This window comes from Streptomyces sp. NBC_00454, from assembly GCF_041434015.1.
In the GTDB taxonomy this organism is placed as follows: Bacteria; Actinomycetota; Actinomycetes; order Streptomycetales; family Streptomycetaceae; genus Streptomyces.
Genome location: NZ_CP107907.1, coordinates 17,396 through 34,508, shown reverse-complemented (window position 1 = coordinate 34,508; position 17,113 = coordinate 17,396). Strand labels below are relative to the sequence as shown.

The 17,113-nt window shown below is 69.4% G+C and carries 15 protein-coding genes; 11 read left to right on the top strand and 4 right to left on the bottom strand.

Going from position 1 to position 17,113, the window contains the following annotated elements:
- Positions 1-37: 37 nt before the first annotated feature.
- Together OHU74_RS00160 and OHU74_RS00155 are read left to right on the top strand one after the other, a co-directional pair.
- Positions 38-1,180 carry a DUF418 domain-containing protein gene (locus tag OHU74_RS00160; RefSeq protein ID WP_371613972.1) on the top strand — a complete coding sequence of 381 codons (1,143 nt, stop codon included), beginning with the start codon at positions 38-40 and terminating at the stop codon, positions 1,178-1,180.
- A 505-nt stretch (positions 1,181-1,685) separates the two neighbouring features.
- Positions 1,686-3,473: an ABC transporter ATP-binding protein gene (locus tag OHU74_RS00155; RefSeq protein WP_371613971.1), complete on the top strand. Its 1,788-nt coding sequence runs from the start codon at positions 1,686-1,688 to the stop codon at positions 3,471-3,473.
- Positions 3,474-4,456: 983 nt separating this feature from the next.
- Here OHU74_RS00155 and OHU74_RS00150 read toward each other — a convergent pair.
- Complete coding sequence (locus OHU74_RS00150) at positions 4,457-4,891, bottom strand: hypothetical protein (RefSeq protein ID WP_371613970.1); 435 nt, start codon at positions 4,889-4,891, stop codon at positions 4,457-4,459.
- A gap of 189 nt (positions 4,892-5,080) precedes the next feature.
- On the opposite strand from OHU74_RS00150, the gene OHU74_RS00145 reads away from it, so the two are divergent.
- On the top strand, positions 5,081-6,235 hold the full coding sequence (locus OHU74_RS00145; protein WP_371613969.1) for a tyrosine-type recombinase/integrase: 1,155 nt from the start codon (positions 5,081-5,083) through the stop codon (positions 6,233-6,235).
- A 142-nt stretch (positions 6,236-6,377) separates the two neighbouring features.
- A complete protein-coding gene (locus tag OHU74_RS00140; protein ID WP_371613968.1) occupies positions 6,378-7,310 on the top strand; it encodes a 5'-nucleotidase in 933 nt (310 codons plus the stop codon).
- Here OHU74_RS00140 and OHU74_RS00135 read toward each other — a convergent pair.
- The 3 genes from OHU74_RS00135 to OHU74_RS00125 all read right to left on the bottom strand — a co-directional run bounded on the left by OHU74_RS00135 (position 7,229) and on the right by OHU74_RS00125 (position 9,999).
- Positions 7,229-8,011, bottom strand: a complete 783-nt coding sequence (locus OHU74_RS00135; RefSeq protein WP_371613967.1) for a CBS domain-containing protein — start codon at positions 8,009-8,011, stop codon at positions 7,229-7,231. The two genes, OHU74_RS00140 and OHU74_RS00135, sit on opposite strands and share 82 nt — an antisense overlap.
- 10 nt (positions 8,012-8,021) lie before the next feature.
- Positions 8,022-8,483, bottom strand: a complete 462-nt coding sequence (locus OHU74_RS00130) for a Crp/Fnr family transcriptional regulator (protein WP_371613966.1) — start codon at positions 8,481-8,483, stop codon at positions 8,022-8,024.
- 94 nt (positions 8,484-8,577) lie between these two features.
- Positions 8,578-9,999, bottom strand: coding sequence for an MBL fold metallo-hydrolase RNA specificity domain-containing protein (locus tag OHU74_RS00125; protein ID WP_371613965.1), 1,422 nt, complete (start codon positions 9,997-9,999; stop codon positions 8,578-8,580).
- 177 nt (positions 10,000-10,176) lie between these two features.
- On the opposite strand from OHU74_RS00125, the gene OHU74_RS00120 reads away from it, so the two are divergent.
- The 7 genes from OHU74_RS00120 to OHU74_RS00090 all read left to right on the top strand — a co-directional run bounded on the left by OHU74_RS00120 (position 10,177) and on the right by OHU74_RS00090 (position 17,081).
- Entirely contained in the window at positions 10,177-11,253 is a 1,077-nt protein-coding gene (locus OHU74_RS00120; RefSeq protein WP_371613964.1) for a zinc-dependent alcohol dehydrogenase family protein, read from the top strand.
- A 5-nt stretch (positions 11,254-11,258) separates the two neighbouring features.
- Complete coding sequence (locus tag OHU74_RS00115; protein ID WP_371613963.1) at positions 11,259-11,945, top strand: helix-turn-helix domain-containing protein; 687 nt, start codon at positions 11,259-11,261, stop codon at positions 11,943-11,945.
- A 243-nt stretch (positions 11,946-12,188) separates the two neighbouring features.
- Positions 12,189-12,701: an HAD family hydrolase gene (locus tag OHU74_RS00110; protein WP_371613962.1), complete on the top strand. Its 513-nt coding sequence runs from the start codon at positions 12,189-12,191 to the stop codon at positions 12,699-12,701.
- Positions 12,698-15,097, top strand: a complete 2,400-nt coding sequence (locus OHU74_RS00105) for a glycoside hydrolase family 65 protein (RefSeq protein ID WP_371613961.1) — start codon at positions 12,698-12,700, stop codon at positions 15,095-15,097. Before OHU74_RS00110 ends, OHU74_RS00105 begins: the two co-directional genes overlap by 4 nt.
- A 79-nt stretch (positions 15,098-15,176) precedes the next feature.
- Positions 15,177-15,626 (top strand): universal stress protein, encoded by a 450-nt coding sequence (locus OHU74_RS00100; protein ID WP_371613960.1) that lies wholly within the window; start codon positions 15,177-15,179, stop codon positions 15,624-15,626.
- Between the two features lie 332 nt (positions 15,627-15,958).
- Entirely contained in the window at positions 15,959-16,459 is a 501-nt protein-coding gene (locus OHU74_RS00095) for a flavodoxin domain-containing protein (RefSeq protein WP_371613959.1), read from the top strand.
- A gap of 337 nt (positions 16,460-16,796) precedes the next feature.
- Positions 16,797-17,081: a dsRBD fold-containing protein gene (locus tag OHU74_RS00090; RefSeq protein WP_371613958.1), complete on the top strand. Its 285-nt coding sequence runs from the start codon at positions 16,797-16,799 to the stop codon at positions 17,079-17,081.
- Positions 17,082-17,113: the final 32 nt, after the last annotated feature.

Here is a 17,113-nt window from a genome sequence, read left to right as displayed (position 1 = left end):
GCCCGAGTCCGCCGTGCCGGCCCCGGGCGGCCCTTCGATGGGACGCCTTGTCGGGGTTGACCTGGCCCGGGCATTGGCGGTGTTCGGGATGTACATCGTCCACATCGGCCCCCCGCTGTCGGCCACGGACGGCGTCGCCGGCTGGGTCCGGTATCTGGCCGATGGTCACTCGTCGGTCCTGTTCGCCACCCTCGCCGGGTTCTCGCTGATGCTGATCGCCGGCCGTCGCAAGCCGAAGACCGGTCTGGCCGGTCGGCAGGCCAAAGCGCGGATCGCGATCCGCGCCGTGGTCCTGCTGGCGCTGGGCACCGCGCTGTCGATGGAGTACGGGGACGTGATCATCCTCGCCTTCTACGGCGTCTACTTCCTCCTCGCCCTGCCCCTGGTGCGACTGCGCGCCAGCACGCTCGCGCTGATCGCGGCCGGGCTCGCACTCGTCACACCGCAGCTGGCGTTCGTCCTGAAATCCCTGCTGAGCGAGTCCGTCCAGCAGAGCGTCAACGCCTACGACCCGCTCGAGAAGCTCAGCGACGTGGGAGTGCTCGATCTGCTGCTCACCGGCTTCTACCCGACGATCACGTGGATGCCGTTCGTGGTCGCCGGGATGGCGCTGGCCCGACTCGACCTGTCCGCCACGACCGTCCAACTGCGCCTGGCCGCGCTCGGTGCCGCCCTCACCGTGGCCGCGTACGGCACGTCCCTGCTGCTGGCGGGCAAGGACGCGCTACGGAGCATGGCGGAGGGCGGCAAGTCGTCCGCCGACTCCGAGGCGGCGTCCTCCGCCAGCGGATCCTTCGACGCCCAGGGGTCGGCTTCGGAGCTGTTGTCCGCCGGGCCTCACAGCGGTACCACGTTCGACATCATCGGCAGCGTGGGCGTCGCGATCCTCGTGATCGTGGGCGCGACGGTGCTGATGGACCGTCTGCCGCTCCTGCGCCGCCTGGCGAAGCCGATCACCGCCGTGGGCGCCATGTCCCTGACGGCGTACGTAGGCCACTTCATCGTGCAGTCCGCGGTGGGCATCCCGACCGGCGAAAGCAGCCAGGTGTCCTGGGGGCCCGTGCTGACGTTCATCCTCGGGGCGATCGTGTTCGCCACGCTCTGGTCCCGCTTCTTCCGCCGCGGACCGCTGGAGCACCTGCTCAACGCCGCCACCAAGCCGGCGAAGTACATCCGATGAGGTCCGGCCGGGGTGGCGCGCCCTCGTGGCCCACCCCGGCCCTGACGGCTCAACGCCTTCCTCACCAGTGGGCACACCCGCCACCTGGGGGGGGTCTCGCCGGCCACCTGGGGGCTGAGGTCCGGATTACTGCCGGATACCCGTTGGCTCGCCCTTGGCCGAGCCTGGACGCATGGACGACAAGCGAGCGGACCGAGACGGTCGCGCACCGGCCCCGGCCGCTCCCGACACGCCGCTCTGCAAGGGGTGCGCGAGGGGCGGTTGCTTGTTGCACGGACACCTCAGGGGCGGCCGGGAAGCCGGCTTCCTCGTTTTCCTCGCGGCGGCCGGAATCCTGGCGGTCCTCCGGCCTGACCTGTACGCCGGCCTGGTCCACCAAGCCGGGGGGATCTTCGCCAGCCTGTCCGGCTGAGCACTCCGACCCCCCGTTGACGCGCGGGCACGACCTGGTGCTCCGATCCGCGACCGCAGTGACCGGGCAACCGGACGACAAAAGGACCACGTCATGACCGCGACCGACCCGTCGGCCGCCGACACCGCACGCCTGACCGCCCCGAAGACGTTCAAGGCGCTGTACGCCCATTTCCGACCGCACCGCAAGGCCGTCGCGCTCGCCGCCCTGCTCACCCTGATCGGGGCCGGCAGCGGGTTGCTCCAGCCCTTGGCCACGAAGGTCCTCGTGGACCGGCTGGGCTCCGGTGAGACGATCAGCAGGATCCTCCTGGCCCTCACCGCACTGGTACTACTGGGCGCGGTGCTCCAGGCGCTCGGCGCGTACGTGCTGGAGCGGACCGCGGAGTCGGTCGTGTTGGCCGCCCGCCGCACCCTTGTCGGTCGACTGCTGCGGCTGCGCCTCACGGAGGTCGAGCGGCACCAGCCGGGCGACCTGATGTCCCGGGTCACCTCCGACACGACGCTCCTGCGCGCCGTCACCACCCAGGCACTCGTCAACGGTGCCACCGGCGTCATCACCCTGGTCGCGGCCATCGTCATGATGGCCTTCATGGACGCCGTGCTGCTCGGCGTCACCCTGGCTGTGGGCGTGCTGATCGGCGGGGCCGTCGCCCTGGTGATGCCCAGAATCGCGCAGGCCACCGAGCGTGCGCAGGAGGCGGTCGGGGAGGTCTCCTCCGTCCTCGAGCGGATCTTCGGCGCGCTCCGGACCGTCAAGGCGTCAGGCGCCGAACAGCGCGAGAACGCGGTCGCCGACGCGGCACTGCAGCGGTCGTGGCGGCACGGCGTGACGAGTGCGAAGTGGGAGGCGGTGGCGGAGGGATCGGTCGGTCTGGCCATGCAGCTGTCGTTCCTCGCGGTGCTCGGCGTCGGCGGGGCACGCGTGGCCTCCGGAGCGATCCCCGTGTCCACTCTGATCGCCTTCCTGCTCTACCTCTTCTACGTCATCGAGCCGGTGGAAAGGCTGGTCCAGGCGGCCTCCGCGTATCAGGAGGGATCAGCGGCCGTCGCCCGCATCGACGAAGTGGAGCGGCTTGAAACGGAGCACCTGGACCAGGAGCACCCCGAGCGGCCCGGGACATCGGCGGCGGCTTGTGGCCCGGCGTCGGTCCGCTTCGAGGACGTGAGCTTCCGCTACCGCGATGACCTCCCGTCCGTCCACCACCAGGTCGACTTCGATGTGCGCAGCGGCGGCATGACGGCCTTCGTCGGCCCCTCGGGGGCGGGCAAGTCGACGGTCTTCGCGCTGATCGAGCGGTTCTACGAGGCCACCGGAGGCCGGGTTCTGGTCGACGGCAAGGACGTCCGCGACTGGCCACTGCCGGAGCTGCGCGGTGCCATCGGATACGTGGAGCAGGACACGCCGGTCCTGGCCGGAACGCTGCGGGAGAACCTGGTCTTCGCGGCACCCGACGCGACCGACCAGGACATCCACGCCGTCCTGATCCGGGCGAAACTGGACACGCTGGTGGACCACCTGCCGCAGGGACTGGAAACCCCGGTCGGACACCGCGGCACCAAGCTGTCGGGCGGCGAACGGCAGCGCATCGCGATCGCCCGCGCCCTGCTGCGCAAACCCCGGCTGCTACTCCTGGACGAGGCGACCTCGCAGCTCGACGCCGAAAACGAACTGGCGGTACGCGACGTCATCACACAGGCCGCCCGGACGACCACCGTCCTCGTCGTGGCACACCGCCTCTCAACGGTGACCCACGCCGACCGGATCGTGGTGATGGACGCAGGACGCGTACGCGCGGTGGGCACCCATACGGAACTGCTCGACCAAGACACCCTGTACGCACGCCTGGCGGCCACCCAGTTCCTGGGGCCGGCACGGTGACTGGCCGTCGACCGATCAAGGGATCGGCGATGTACGTCGCCAAAGGAATAGGAGTCGCCATGAAGCTTGCCCGGTTGGGCGGAAGCGTGGTGCTCCTTGGCGCCGCGGTCTCGGCGGTACTCGCGAGCAGCCCCGCACAGGCCGCAGAGGGCGAGGTCGAGATCAGGCACGGCATTTTCATGGCGCACGGCGAGTCGTGCGGGCGCGACAGCACCGCGCCGGTGGACGTCACCCTCAATTCCACCGCCGAGCAGGTCCCTGCGCCGCCCCTGAACCCACCACTGAGTCGACCACCCAGCCGACCACCTCCCTGGGCATCAACCCTCGCACTGGACCCGACACCACCCCCGACACCACCCCGGGCGCCGCCCAGGGTCCGGCCGAGCCCAGCAGCGTCGACGCAGGCTCCGAGACCACCGGTTGGGTACGCACCGAAACAGTTCTGCTGGCCGTTGGCGCTTCCACCGCCGCCGCTGCCGCAGGCCTGGGCTTCGCCGCCCGGCGCCGCTTGGCACGCCGCAACGACTGACATCTGAGCACCCCGCTCCCCCGACACCCCGTCCGCGCGCTCTCCTTCTCACCGGATTCGCAGCAGGAGCCACTACCGCGGCCGAGTTCACCGCCATCTGCCTGTGCGCCGCCCCGCGCTGACCGTCCCACCAATCACACGGCGCCCCGCCCGTAAGCAGAAGCGGTAAGGACCAGGGCGGTTGAGTGCCAGCGCTTGCCCACCGCGTGGACGTCGCAGCCGGTGAGGCCTCATCCATAAGACCCAAGGCGCCCTCGGCGCCGAGCCGGGAGCAGAGGCCAACCGGCCCTCTCCACAAGCCACCCCTGGGGAGTGACTGTGGAGTCCCGGGGCCGCCCGGGGAGTCTCTGGGCAGTTCTGGCCGCGTAGCCAGAAAGCCCGTGAAAGAACCAACACCGCAGGTCAGCGCCGAGCGATGGGTCGAAAGCCCAGCTCAGAGCCCCGAACTCGAGGCCTACCTGACGTAGGTCCCGAGGTCGTCGGCCTCGACGATCCCCGGCAGCGAGCCGCACTGCTCGACGTCGACGCCGAAGTGGAAAAGGCCGGCTGCACTCGATGACGTCGCCCGTGTCCGCGCGGGCCGATCGCTGGAACGCGCCAGGCCCCACCACAGAGGGTGGCCACCGCCCAGCTGACCTTCGTCGCGATAGACACCGAGGGCAAGCCCCCCATCATGCCTGCCAGGCCTGATGGGCCCGACTGATGAACCGCTGCTGCCGCGACACCGCGCATTGCTTGCTGTCCACAACGTCGTGCGGCGGCCCTCCATGACAGGACGACAGCAGACCACAGCTCCCGCACCCTTGATGACATCAGCGCTGCCCAGCGCGTTCTCCCGATAGGCCTCAAGCGAGTTGGGGAAGTTCAGGGGCAGGATCGGAGCGCCCATGGCCCTTCACCTCGCCGAAGCGGCTGCCGTTCATCCAGTCCTCTCGAACCTGTGCAATATCCTCTTGGGAACATCCGATCCTGTTCCAGAACGTAACACGAGATATCCGTCTTCGTGCAGGTCAGGAACGTATTGGACCCTCCAGCGTCAGCAAAAGGTCAGCATTGGCGCCCGAGGAGTCCGCACGGCATGGCAACGAAGTCTCTGGCCCACGGCATGGGCACCTTCTACAAAGACTGCGAGCACCCGCAGTCACGCTGGTCGAAGTGCCCGCACGAGTACACGATCCGATACCGCAATGCCGCCGGAAAGCAGTCCGAAGAGGCCGGCTTCACTACCCAGGACGCGGCCATCGACCGCCTCACCACGATCTACAAGGAGAAGAAGGCGGCACCCAGGAGCCAGAGCAAGGCCGAGCGCATCCAGAAGTTCGGCACCATGCAGTTCCGCGAGTACACCGCGGAATGGAAGGCCGGCCAGCGCGACCTCGCCGAGTCCTCACTCCGCACGCTCGAGTCCCTCCTCGACCACCACATCCTCCCCACCCCCGGCAGCCGCCGGATGAACACCTTCGACCACAAGGTCGTCGACGGCTTCCTCCAGACCATGGAGCGCAACGGCGCCGGCCTGGCCACCCAGTCCAACGCCTTCGACAAGCTGAAGTCCGTCCTCCTCGACGCCTACCGCCTCGGCATCTACACCGAGAACCCCGTCCTGGGCGTCAAGCCCCCGCAGTACGACCCCGAGCGCGCCGTCATCCCCTCCCCCGCCCAGCTCCGCGACATACGCACCGCCGGCGACGACCGGTTCCTGCTGATCTCCGACCTCATGAGCGGCTGCGGCATGCGCAACGGCGAAGCCTTCGCCGTCAACCTCAACAACCTCGTCGCCAGCGACGTCTACCGCATCACCGAACAGGTCAACCAGACCACCAAAACCTACGGCCGCCTCAAACACCGCAAGCCCACCGACTACCGCGACGTCCCCCTCCCGGCCCGCGTCCGCGAGACGATCGAGTGGTACGCCGACAAGCACGGCACGGTCGACGGCTACCTCCTCCGCCACCCCATGGACCCCACGAGGCCGTTCCTCGCCTACTACCTCCAGAACCAGTGGCAACGCATCAAGCGGGCTGGCGAGGTCGACGTTCCCGACGGCATGGTGATCTACAGCCTCCGCCACTTCTTCGCGTCGAACTGCCTGACCAACGGCATTCCCATCACGGACGTCGCCGAGTGGATGGGCCACAAGAGCCTCGACATCACCTTCAAGATCTACCGCCACCTCATGCCCGGCTCTATCGGCAAAGCCGCCAAGGTCCTCGACGTCGGTCTGGTGGCTTGACCCGCCAGGCGCGGGAGTCGGCGCACCGCACGCTCGCTCACTTCCCCACTCGAACAGCGAGGGAAGGGTCGCACATGTTTCCGACATATGCGTCAGGGAGATAACCATCCCAACGCTGCGCGCACGCCAAGCAGGGGGTGTCATGAAGTACGACCTGTCCGGTCGCTTGGTGGTAGGGATCGCCTCCAGTGCGCTGTTCGACCTCACCGACTGCGACGCGGTGTTTCGAGAACGGGGAGAGGATGCCTACCGCACCCACCAAGAGGCACATGTAGAAGATGTGTTGGCCAAGGGAGTTGCCTTCCCTTTCGTTCGCCGCCTGCTGTCGTTGAACGACCTCGCGGATCCGTCCGATTCGTTGGTTGAGGTCATCGTTCTGTCGCGAAATGACCCGGACACTGGCTTGCGGGTCATGCGCTCGATCGAAGCGCACGGCCTGCCTATCAGCCGAGCCGTCTTTCGGCAGGGTCGTTCGTCACACAGCTTCATGCCAGCCCTGAACATGTCGTTGTTCCTGTCGGCCAATGGGGCTGACGTGCGCGAGGCGGTCGCAGATGGATTGCCAGCGGGTCACGTGCTCGAGACAGCGCGGGTCGATGACGAGGACGACCCTGAACTCCGGATTGCCTTCGACTTTGACGGCGTGGTGGCGGGTGACTCTGCCGAGCGGATCTTCCAGAGTGCCGGCATCGACGAGTTCCGTGCGCACGAGGTGCGCAATGCGACCACACCACACGATCCAGGACCGCTGCGCGAGTTCCTCGCTGGCATCAACCGCATCCAGCGTCTTGAGGAGGATGAGCGCCGCAAGGATCTCGGGTATGAGCCCCGCCTTCGAGTGTCCCTGGTCACTGCTCGGGACGCCCCCGCACATGAGCGTGCCGTGCTGAGCCTCAAGCAGTGGGGGCTGCGGGTGAATGACGCCTTCTTCCTCGGCGGCGTCGACAAGACTCCCATCATCAGCGCCTTGGATCCGCATATCTTCTTCGACGATCAGGTCTCCCACCTGAACGGCACTGCACCAGCTACACCCAGCGTCCACATACCGTTCGGAGTCGTCAATGCGCCCTCGTGACTACGCTGTATATCCGGCGTGGTGTTTTCAGTGCCGATGCACATCGCGGTCCGTCTCGGTGAAGGCTTGAGTTGGCATTGGACGGCGACGATGCCCTCCACAGCATGGGTGAGGCGTTCGGCCAGCGGGATCAGGTTGCCGTCGCGGACCTTGCCAGTCAGGGTGGCGACCCCTCTGGCCACGGTGACCTTGACGGCTTCGTGGGAGAGAGGGAACAGGCGGTCGACGACGGTGCGGCGGATCTCGGTGGCGAGTTCCTCGTCGGTGCGGAGGAAGACCTTGAGGAGGTCGGCGCGGCTGACGATGCCCATGAGGGTGCCGTCGGCGTCGACGACCGGGAGGCGCTTGATGTGCCGGTCGGCCATGAGGCGGGCGGCCTGAGGCAGGGTGGCGTCAGGGCGGATCGTGACCGCCGGGGTGGTCATCATGTTCTCGGCGAGGGTGGAGCCCGCCTTGGCGGTATCGCCGAGCCGGCGCATCTGCTCGATCAGGCCCGGGCGGTGCTCGTGGAACTCCTCCTTGGGCAGGAGGTCGGCCTCGGAGACCACGCCGACGACATGGCCCTCCCCTTCGATGACGGGTAGGGCGGTCACCTTCCACTGCTCCATCGCGGTGGCGATGTCCTTGAAGCCGGTCGAGGGGGTGACGGCGATGACCTTGGTGGTCATGACGTCGGCGACGGTGTAGGGGGTGGAGGTCATGGCGGGGTCCTCAGCGTGCGTAGGCGAGCGGGGTGCCGCTGCCGTGAGGGGCGAACAGGTCAAGGAGCCGGGTGCGGGCCGAGCCGAGCCGGTCGGCGATGACCGCGCCCACGGCGACGGAGACGGAACGACCGACGGCCGAGTCCTCGTTGCACAGCTGGCGTACAGCCGCGGCGTCGAACTCCAGGGCGCGAACCTCGTTGGAGGCGGTGGCGCCGAGGTGCCAGGTGTAGGGAGGGAACATCCAGGACCAGCCGAGGAGCTCGCCGTAGCCGAGGGTGTCGACGACCACGTTCTTGTGGCCGGGGACGTGGGTGTCGAGGTCCACGGTGCCGCACTGGATGATCCAGAACTTCTCGGCCCGCCGGCGTTCGTTGAAGATGCGGGTGCCGGCCGGGATGGTCACCTGGTGGGAGTGGGCGAGCAGGGCTTCTGGTGCCATCGCTTCGAGGATGGTGTGCATGGTGCTCATGGAGCGCCTCCAACCCTTCGCATCCACCCTGCTCGGTGGGCCGCCGTGGCCGCGAGGGCCGCGCGGTGCATACCGCGGGGACCGTCCGGCCCGGTCAGCGGACCAGGACGGCCTCCCCGGACTTGGGTACGACGGCCGTCCAATCCAGCTCGTGGTCGATGCGGTCCCTCAGGGTTTCGGAGGCGGTCTCCTCGCCGTGGACGAGGTAGGTGGTGTGCGGGGCCGGGGCGTTGCGCAGCCAGTCGATGATCTGGTCGGCGTCGGCGTGCGCGGAGAAGTGCGGTACGTCGGCGACCTCGGCGCGTACGGGGACGTACTCGCCGAACATCTTGAGTGTGCGGGCGCCGTCGACGAGGTCGCGGGCTCGGGTGCCGGCGGCGGCGAAGCCGACGATGACCACGGCGCTGCGGGGGTCGGGCAGGAGCCGGTGGAGGTGGTGCAGGACGCGGCCGCCGGTGGCCATGCCCGCGGACGAGACGATGATCGCCGGCCCGGTGGAGTTGTTGATGTCGATCGATTCCTGGACGGTCCGGGCGGCCAGGAAGGGCTCCGGGCTGATCGCCGCCTCGCCCTGCGCGAGGATCTCAGGGCGCAGCTCGGGCGAGTGGGCCCGGACGGCGGCGCGGTAGACGTCCAGTGCGGCCAGGGCCATGGGGCTGTCGACGTAGACGGGTACGTGGCGGGGCAGGGTGCCGTCGCCGCGCAGGGTGGCCAGCTCGTGCAGGACGACCTCGGTGCGGTCGATCGCGAAGGCCGGGATGACCACGGTCCCGCCACGGGACAGCGTCCGCGTGATCACCGAGGCGAACTCGCGTCGTGCGCTCTCGTGGTCGTGGCGGCGGTTGCCGTACGTCGACTCCATCAGCAGGACGTCGGCACCGGAGAAGGGCTCGGGCGGCAGGAGGAGCGGGTGGCCGGGGCGGCCGAGGTCGCCGCTGACGGCGAGGGTGTGACCGTCTTCCAGGGTCAGGTGCGCCCACGCGGATCCGAGGATGTGACCGCCGTGGTGCAGCATCAGCTTCGTGCCGGCCATGATCTCGATCTCGCTGCCCACCGGTACCGGGTCGAAGTACTTGATCGTCTGATCGACGTCATCGTCGTCGTAGAGCGGCTTGGCGGGGCGGTGCGTGGACCAGCCGTGCTGGTTGGCGTGCTCGGCGGCTTCCATCTGGAGGCGGGCGCTGTCGCGGAGCACGATCTCGGCGAGCCGGGCGGTGTGGGCGCTGGTGAGGATGGGGCCGCGGAAGCCGTGCCGGACCAGTCGCGGCAGGTAGCCGCAGTGGTCCAGGTGGGCGTGGGTCACTACGACGGCGTGGATGTCCGAGGCGTCGCAGGGCAGCTTGTCCCAGTTGCGACGGCGCAGGTCCGCGACACCCTGGAAGAGTCCGCAGTCGACGAGGATCCGTGCGTGATCGCTCTCGACCAAGAACTTACTGCCGGTGACCGTCCGCACCCCGCCGAGGAACCTCAGTAGGGCCGGGCGGGCGGAAGCAGGAGACGGGGCTGACTGGGACATGGCAGCAGCCCTCCTTTCGGAACGGATGCCGGTCTCCACCGTCGCACCGGAACGCCCTGTCCGCTGGGGACCTACCGGCCCCGGATAGGGGCCGACCGGCCCAAGCGGGACGGAGGGGTACGGGCACAGCCTGACGGTGCCCCCCTCCCGCACAGCGCACAGAGAGAAGGCCGCGCCATGAAGGCACTCGTCTTCCACGGGCCAGGACAGACCTCCTGGCAGGACGTCCCGGACCCCTCCGTCAAGGACGCCGCCGACGCGATCGTCCGGGTCGACGCCGTCACCATCTGCGGCACTGACCTGCACATCATCAAGGGTGACGTCCCCGAAGTGACGCCCGGCCGGATCCTCGGGCACGAGGCCGTCGGGACCGTCGTCGAGGTCGGCGGCGATGTCCGCAGCGTCCGCCCCGGCGACCGCGTCCTGATCTCCTGCATCTCTGCGTGCGGACGCTGCCGTTTCTGCCGTGAAGGGCACTACGGCCAGTGCCGCGGAGGTGGCGGCTGGGTCCTGGGCCACACCATCGACGGAACGCAGGCCGAATACGTACGCGTCCCCTTCGCCGACCTCTCCGTCTACCCGCTGCCCAGCGCCCTGGCCAGCCACGACGCCGTACTGCTCGCCGACATCTTCCCGACCTCCTACGAGGTCGGCGTGCTCAACGGCAACGTGCGCCCGGGTGACACGGTCGTCGTGGTCGGCGCCGGACCCATAGGCCTGGCCGCCATCGCCACGGCGCAGCTCTACAGCCCCGGGCGGATCATCGCCGTCGACCTCGCCGCGTCCCGGCTCGCCGCCGCGCGCGACCTCGGCGCCGATGCCACCGCGAACGCGGACGAGGAGCCCGAGCGGCTGGTGGAAGACCTCACCGACGGGCTCGGGGCGGACGTGGTCATCGAGGCCGTCGGCATGCCCGAGGCCTTCGAGATGTGCACCCGCATGGTTCGCCCGGGCGGCCGGGTCGCCAACATCGGCGTGCACGGCAAGCCCGCCGTCCTCCACCTCGAAGACCTGTGGATCAAGGACGTGACCATCACCACCGGTCTCGTCGACACCCACTCCACCCCCATGCTCCTGCGCATGATGGCCGCAGGCCGACTGCCCGGGGCCGCGATGGTCACCCACCGCTTCGAGCTGGACCAGATGGAGGAGGCGTACGACGTCTTCTCCCGCGCCGGAGACACCGGCGCCCTCAAAGTCGTGCTCGGCGGACCGCAGCACGACACGGTCGCCGTACCGCCCCAGGAGCAGTGAGTGCCGTGAAGAGCACACCTAGCACCCACCCGCAGCAGTCCGGCGAGATGTCCGGACGCACCGACCTGGGCCGCCGCCTGGCGGCCCGCCGCGAAGCCCTCGGTCTGAGCCGCGAGGAACTGGGCCGGCGGTGCGGCGCCGACGCCACGTACATCGCCTACCTGGAGGAGCACGCCGCCAGCCCTGCCATCGGCACCCTCGTCCGGGTGGCCGACGCCCTCGGCCTCACCGTCGACGACCTGACCGGCGCCAACGCCCTCCGCGTCGCCGGTCGATCCACCGCCCGGCGCGACAGCACGCTCGTGCCACTGGACGAGACCGAATGCCGACGGCTGCTGAACACGCACGGCGTGGGCCGCATCGCCATCTTCACCCCAGAAGGCCCGGCCGTCCTTCCTGTCAACTACCTGATCGCAGGACCCGACATCGCCTTCCGCACCTCCGCCGAAGCCGTCACTGCCAGAGCTGCCGGAACCGAGGTCGCCTTCGAGATCGACAACATCGACGACGTGACCGCCACGGGGTGGAGCGTGCTGGCCGTGGGCGAACTGGCAGCGGTCACAGATCCGGACGAGATTCTCCACCTCAGCAGCACGGCCCGCTCTCAGCCCTGGGCCGGCGGCCCGCGTACCCACTGGATGAAGCTCACCCCCGCCCGGATCACCGGCCGTCGCGTGGTGCACGACTCATGAACGAACTACGGGCGGTCGTCTTCGACACCGACGGAGTGCTCCTCGCCACGGCGGACCGCCACGCGGCCGCCTGGAAGGAGACCTTCGACGGCTGTCTCCCCGAGTCGCAGCCATCGCAGGCCGCTGCACGACCGCGGCCGTTCGACGCAGTCCGCGAGTATCGGGATCTGGTAGACGGCAGGGCCCCGTCTCGACGGCGTACGCGCCTTCCTCGCTGCCCGGCACATCGACCTCCCGCCCGGAATGCCCGAGGATCAGCCCGGGTGCGCCACCGTCCACGCGGTCGCCGCCCGCAAGGAGCAGGCCTTCTCCGCAATGCTGCGCACCGAGGGTGTCCGCGCCTTCGAGGACGTGCGGCCCGTGCTCCAGGAACTGAAGGAGAAGGCGATCCGGTGCGCGGCCGTCTCGGCTTCGCGGCATGCCCGCTCCCTCTTGGAGTCCGCGGGGCTCATCGGCTACTTCGACGCGTTGGTGGACGGCCAGGACGCTGCCGCACTTGGTTTTCCGGGCAAGCCCGATCCTGCCCTCTTCCTCGAAGCTGCCGGCCGTCTCGGCGCGCCCCCCGCTCATACTGCCGTGGTGGAGGACGCACTAGCCGGCGTCGAGGCGGGACACCGAGGCCGGTTCCGCCTGGTGGTGGGACTCAACCGCGAGGGCGACCCGCATACGAGGGATGCCCTGCGCGTACACGGCGCCCACCTGATCCTCCCCGACCTCGGCGGACTGGCCGCCGCACTCGAAGGCGACCGCCCGTGACCAAGGCCTGGAGCTGGGAGTACCAACGCTACGACCCCAAGACCGAGCGGCTGGTCGAGTCCCTGTGCACCCTGGGCAACGGCCGCTTCGCCACGCGCGGTTCAGCACCCGAAAGCGTCGCCGATGACATCCACTACCCGGGCACCTACCTGGCCGGCTGCTACAACCGGCTCGACTCCACCGTCGGCGGACGTACGGTCTCCAACGAGGACATGGTCCGGCTGTCGGACTGGACCGCCCTGCGGTACCGCTGCCTGCCCGAGGGCGCACCACCCGGCGACTGGCTCACGCCCGACCACCCGACCCTGCGCCACAGCCACGTGACGTTGGACCTGCGCGCCGGAACGCTCACCCGCCACATGCTCTTCCACGACACCGAAGGCCGCCGCCTGGGCGTCACCCACACCCGCCTCGTCCACATGGGCGACCCGAACCTGGCCGCACAGAACACGGTGTTCAGAGCCTACGGCTGGAGCGGCAGGATCGAGATCGAGTCCGTACTCGACGGCAACGTCACCAACGCGGGAGTCGACCGCTACCGCGCCCTGGCCGGGCGGCACCTCGTCGAGCACCGGTCCGGGGTGGAGGCGGAGGGCACCGCCTGGCTCTCCTGCACTACCGCCACCTCCCGGGTACGGATCGGGCTCGCAGTCCGGACATCCGCACGACCTGTGGCACCGGTAGACCGGGTATGCACCGCCGCCACCGCCACACAGACACTCATCCTGCCGATCAAGCGGGCCGCTCCGGTCGCCGTCGTGAAGACCGCCGCCCTGTGTACTTCGCTCGACCGTCCCTCGACCGATCCGCTGCGGCGGAGCATCGACGGCGCCACACACGCCCCGGACTTTCCCTCCCTGCTGGCCTCCCTCCGGGCATCCTGGCAACGCCTTTGGAGCGAAGGAGAGTTGAGGGTGCCCGGCGAGACCGCCAAGGTACTTCGGCTGCACGCCTTTCACGTCCTGCAGACCCTCTCGCCGCACACTGCGGAGCTCGACGCCGGCGTCCCCGCCCGCGGCCTTCACGGCGAGGCGTACCGGGGGCACGTCTTCTGGGACGAGCTGTTCCTCCTGCCCTGCCTCGCCCTCCACCTCCCCGAGACCGCTCGAGCCCTGTTGACGTACCGGCACCGACGCCTCCCTGCGGCCCGGGAGTCCGCCCGCCGGGCTGGCGCGAAGGGAGCCATGTTCCCCTGGCAGAGCGGCAGTTCCGGCAGCGAGGAGACACAGCGGCTGCACCTCAATCCGCGCTCCGGCCGCTGGCTTCCGGACCACTCCCACCTCCAGCGCCACGTGGGGTCGGCCATCGCCTGGAACGTGTGGCGGTACGGGCAGGCCACCGGCGATGCCGGATTCATGCACGGCCCGGGCGCCGAACTCCTCCTGCACATAGCCCACTTCTGGGCCAACGCGGCGACGTGGGACGCCGGCCTGGGCCGCTACCGGATCCGCGGCGTCGTCGGACCGGACGAGTATCACGACGCCTACCCGGATGCCGCCCATCCCGGCATCGACGACAACGCCTACACCAACGTCACCGCCGCGTGGGTACTGGCCCGCGCCCTCGACCTGTACGGGGAACTCCCGGCGGCCCGGCGCGCGGAGCTCCTCACGCAGCTCGGCATCTGCCCCGACGAGCTCACCGTCTGGGAAGACGTGTCCCGCCGCCTGTACGTGCCGTTTCATTGCGACGTGATCAGCCAGTTCCACGGCTACGGGGACCTCGCCGAGCTCGACTGGGACGGCTACCGCACCCGCTACCACGACATCCGCCGCCTGGACCGCATCCTTGAAGCCGAAGGGGACACACCCAACCGCTACCAGGCGTCCAAGCAGGCCGACACCCTCATGCTCGGCTACCTCTTCCGCCCCGCAGAGCTCGAACAACTCTTCCTTCGGCTCGGACACCGCCTCGACGACGGCCTCTGGGGCCGGACGGCGGACTACTACCTGCGCCACACCTGCCACGGCTCCACGCTGAGCAGCCTCGTCCACGGCTGGGTCCTCGCCCGCGAGCAGGGCCCGGACGCCTGGCGCTACTGCCAGGAAGCCCTACTCAGTGACGTCACCGACGTCCAGGGCGGCACCACCGGCGAAGGGATCCACCTCGGTGCCATGGGCGGCACCCTCGACCTCGTCGAGCGCGGCATCGTCGGACTCGAGCCCCACGGCGACGGCCTGCACATCGCCCCGGTGCCCCTCTCCGAAGTCCCCGGTTCCTCGTTCTCGATCTCCTACCTGGGGCACCGGGACATCCGTATCCGGTTCCGGCCCGGCCGACTCGGCATCTCCGTCCCACCGTCACCCCTGGGCCCCGTGCCCCTGGTCCTGCCCGGCAACCGGCACGAACGCATTGCCGCAGGCCAGGAGCGGTGGTTCCGGCTCCCCAAGGGCTGACACGGTAGCCGTTCCGCCTGGCGGTGCGTTCGTGATGCGCACACTGTGGATGTATCAGCCGTTTGGAAGGGTGAACGGAATGGACAGGCAGCATGAGGCTCCGCGGATCGTCGTGGGCGTCGACGGATCGCCCTCGTCCCAGGCCGCGCTGCGCTGGGCGGTCCGGTACGCAGCGCTGGTGAGCGGGCGAGTGGAGGCGGTCGCGGCATGGGACCTGCCCGGTGCCGCGTCGTGGTCGGCCCCGGCGGTCGACGCCACGTTCGACGAGGAGGAGGCCGAGCGGCGTCTGGTCGAGGAGGTCCGCACGGTCCTCGGTGAGGACGGTGCCTCCTCCGTGCACCAGCGCCTGGTGCGCGGCAATCCCGTCGACGTCCTGGTGGACGCGGCAGAGGGTGCGGACATGCTGGTCGTGGGCAGCCGCGGTCGCGGCGGCTTCCGCCGGGCCCTGCTCGGTTCGGTGAGCCAGCAGGCCGCGCTCCACGCGCCGTGCCCGATCACCATCATCCGGGCGGACGTGTCCGTCCCATAGCCCCACCTTGACGTGCCGGGCGTTCGGCCCAGCCACTCCTTCGTCTCCGCGGGCAGCCGGGCGCGCGGGCACGTCCGGGTGCCCCTGGTCGGGTCTCACTTGACCGAGGGCGCACAGGTCTACGCGGTGGTGGTAGGCCTTTCCGGACTAGCTGCGTTGACGAGCAGGTTTGCGGCGAGTGCTCATCGTGTCGGCCACGGCCCTGGTCCAGGAGGGCCGCTTCGGAGAGGACCGAATGGCCTCCGTAGGGGTCCGTCCGGCCCAAGCGGACCAGCCCGTGGCCGCGTGACAGTGGCATCAGCCCCTCACCACGCAACCAAGGAGCACCCGCCATGAGCACCAAGCGAGTCCTGGTCGCCTACGGCACCAAGCACGGAGCCACCGCCGGCATCGCCGAACAGATCGGCACGACCCTCCGGGAGGACGGTCTCGACGCCGTCGTACTGCCCGCCGACGATGTCCACGACGTCCGCGCCTACGACGCCGTCGTCCTCGGCGGAGCCCTCTACGCCGGCCACTGGAGCAGCAAGGCCAAGCACTGCGCGGAACGCAATGCCGACTCCTTGCGGCACCGCCCGGTGTGGATGTTCAGCAGCGGCCCGCTCGACCGCTCGGCCGAGGAACACGACATCCCTCCGGTCTCCGCCGTCGCCCGGGAGATGCAGCTGATCGGAGCGCGCGAGCACATGACCTTCGGCGGCAGCATTACGGCCCACACCCCGGGCTTCCTCGCCAAGGCGCTGAACCGCCAGGGCAAGGGCGGAGACTTCCGCAACCCCGAGCGCATCCAGAAGTGGGCCCACCACATCAGCGCCGAGCTCGTGGCCGCCTGAAGGGACGGCCCTGCTCCGGTACGCACCAGCACGGAGGCGTGCCATGCACCACCGGATGAAAGGGATGGGGGCAACCCGCTCAGGCGTAATGCCGACCGTACCCGGGCCCGTCTGCATCCGCCTTCGCGCTGACCTGCCGGCCGGCATCGCCGCGGTGGCCCTCGGGCGATCCGCTTGGACGGACGGCAACCGCCCCGCCGCTCACCGCGAGAACCGCCACCTTCGGATGCCGTTCTCCTCATCTCGACCCCCACCGCTGATCTGGGGAAGCGACGAGATCCGACGCTGGGCCCGACGCCGGCACCACCGCTACTCCTGATCCGATCGGAGGCACACCATGTCGCACACGACCGAATGGAAGTCCCACCTCTACCTCTTCGAGGAAGATCACGCGACCAAGGTCCGCGTCGAACTCGACACCGGAACCACCCGCCTCACGGGCCACGGCACCGCGCGCTGCAACCCCACGGACAAGGACGTGCCCGAGATCGGCGACGAGCTCGCGGCCGCCCGGGCGCTCGAAAACCTGGCGATGCAGCTCAAGCGCACCGCCTACACCGACATGGCAGCAGCGGGGACCGCACCGCGGCACGCCTCCCTCTCGGCCTACGACCTTGGGTGAGCAGGCAGGTCTCCAGCAGCAGGCTCAGACTG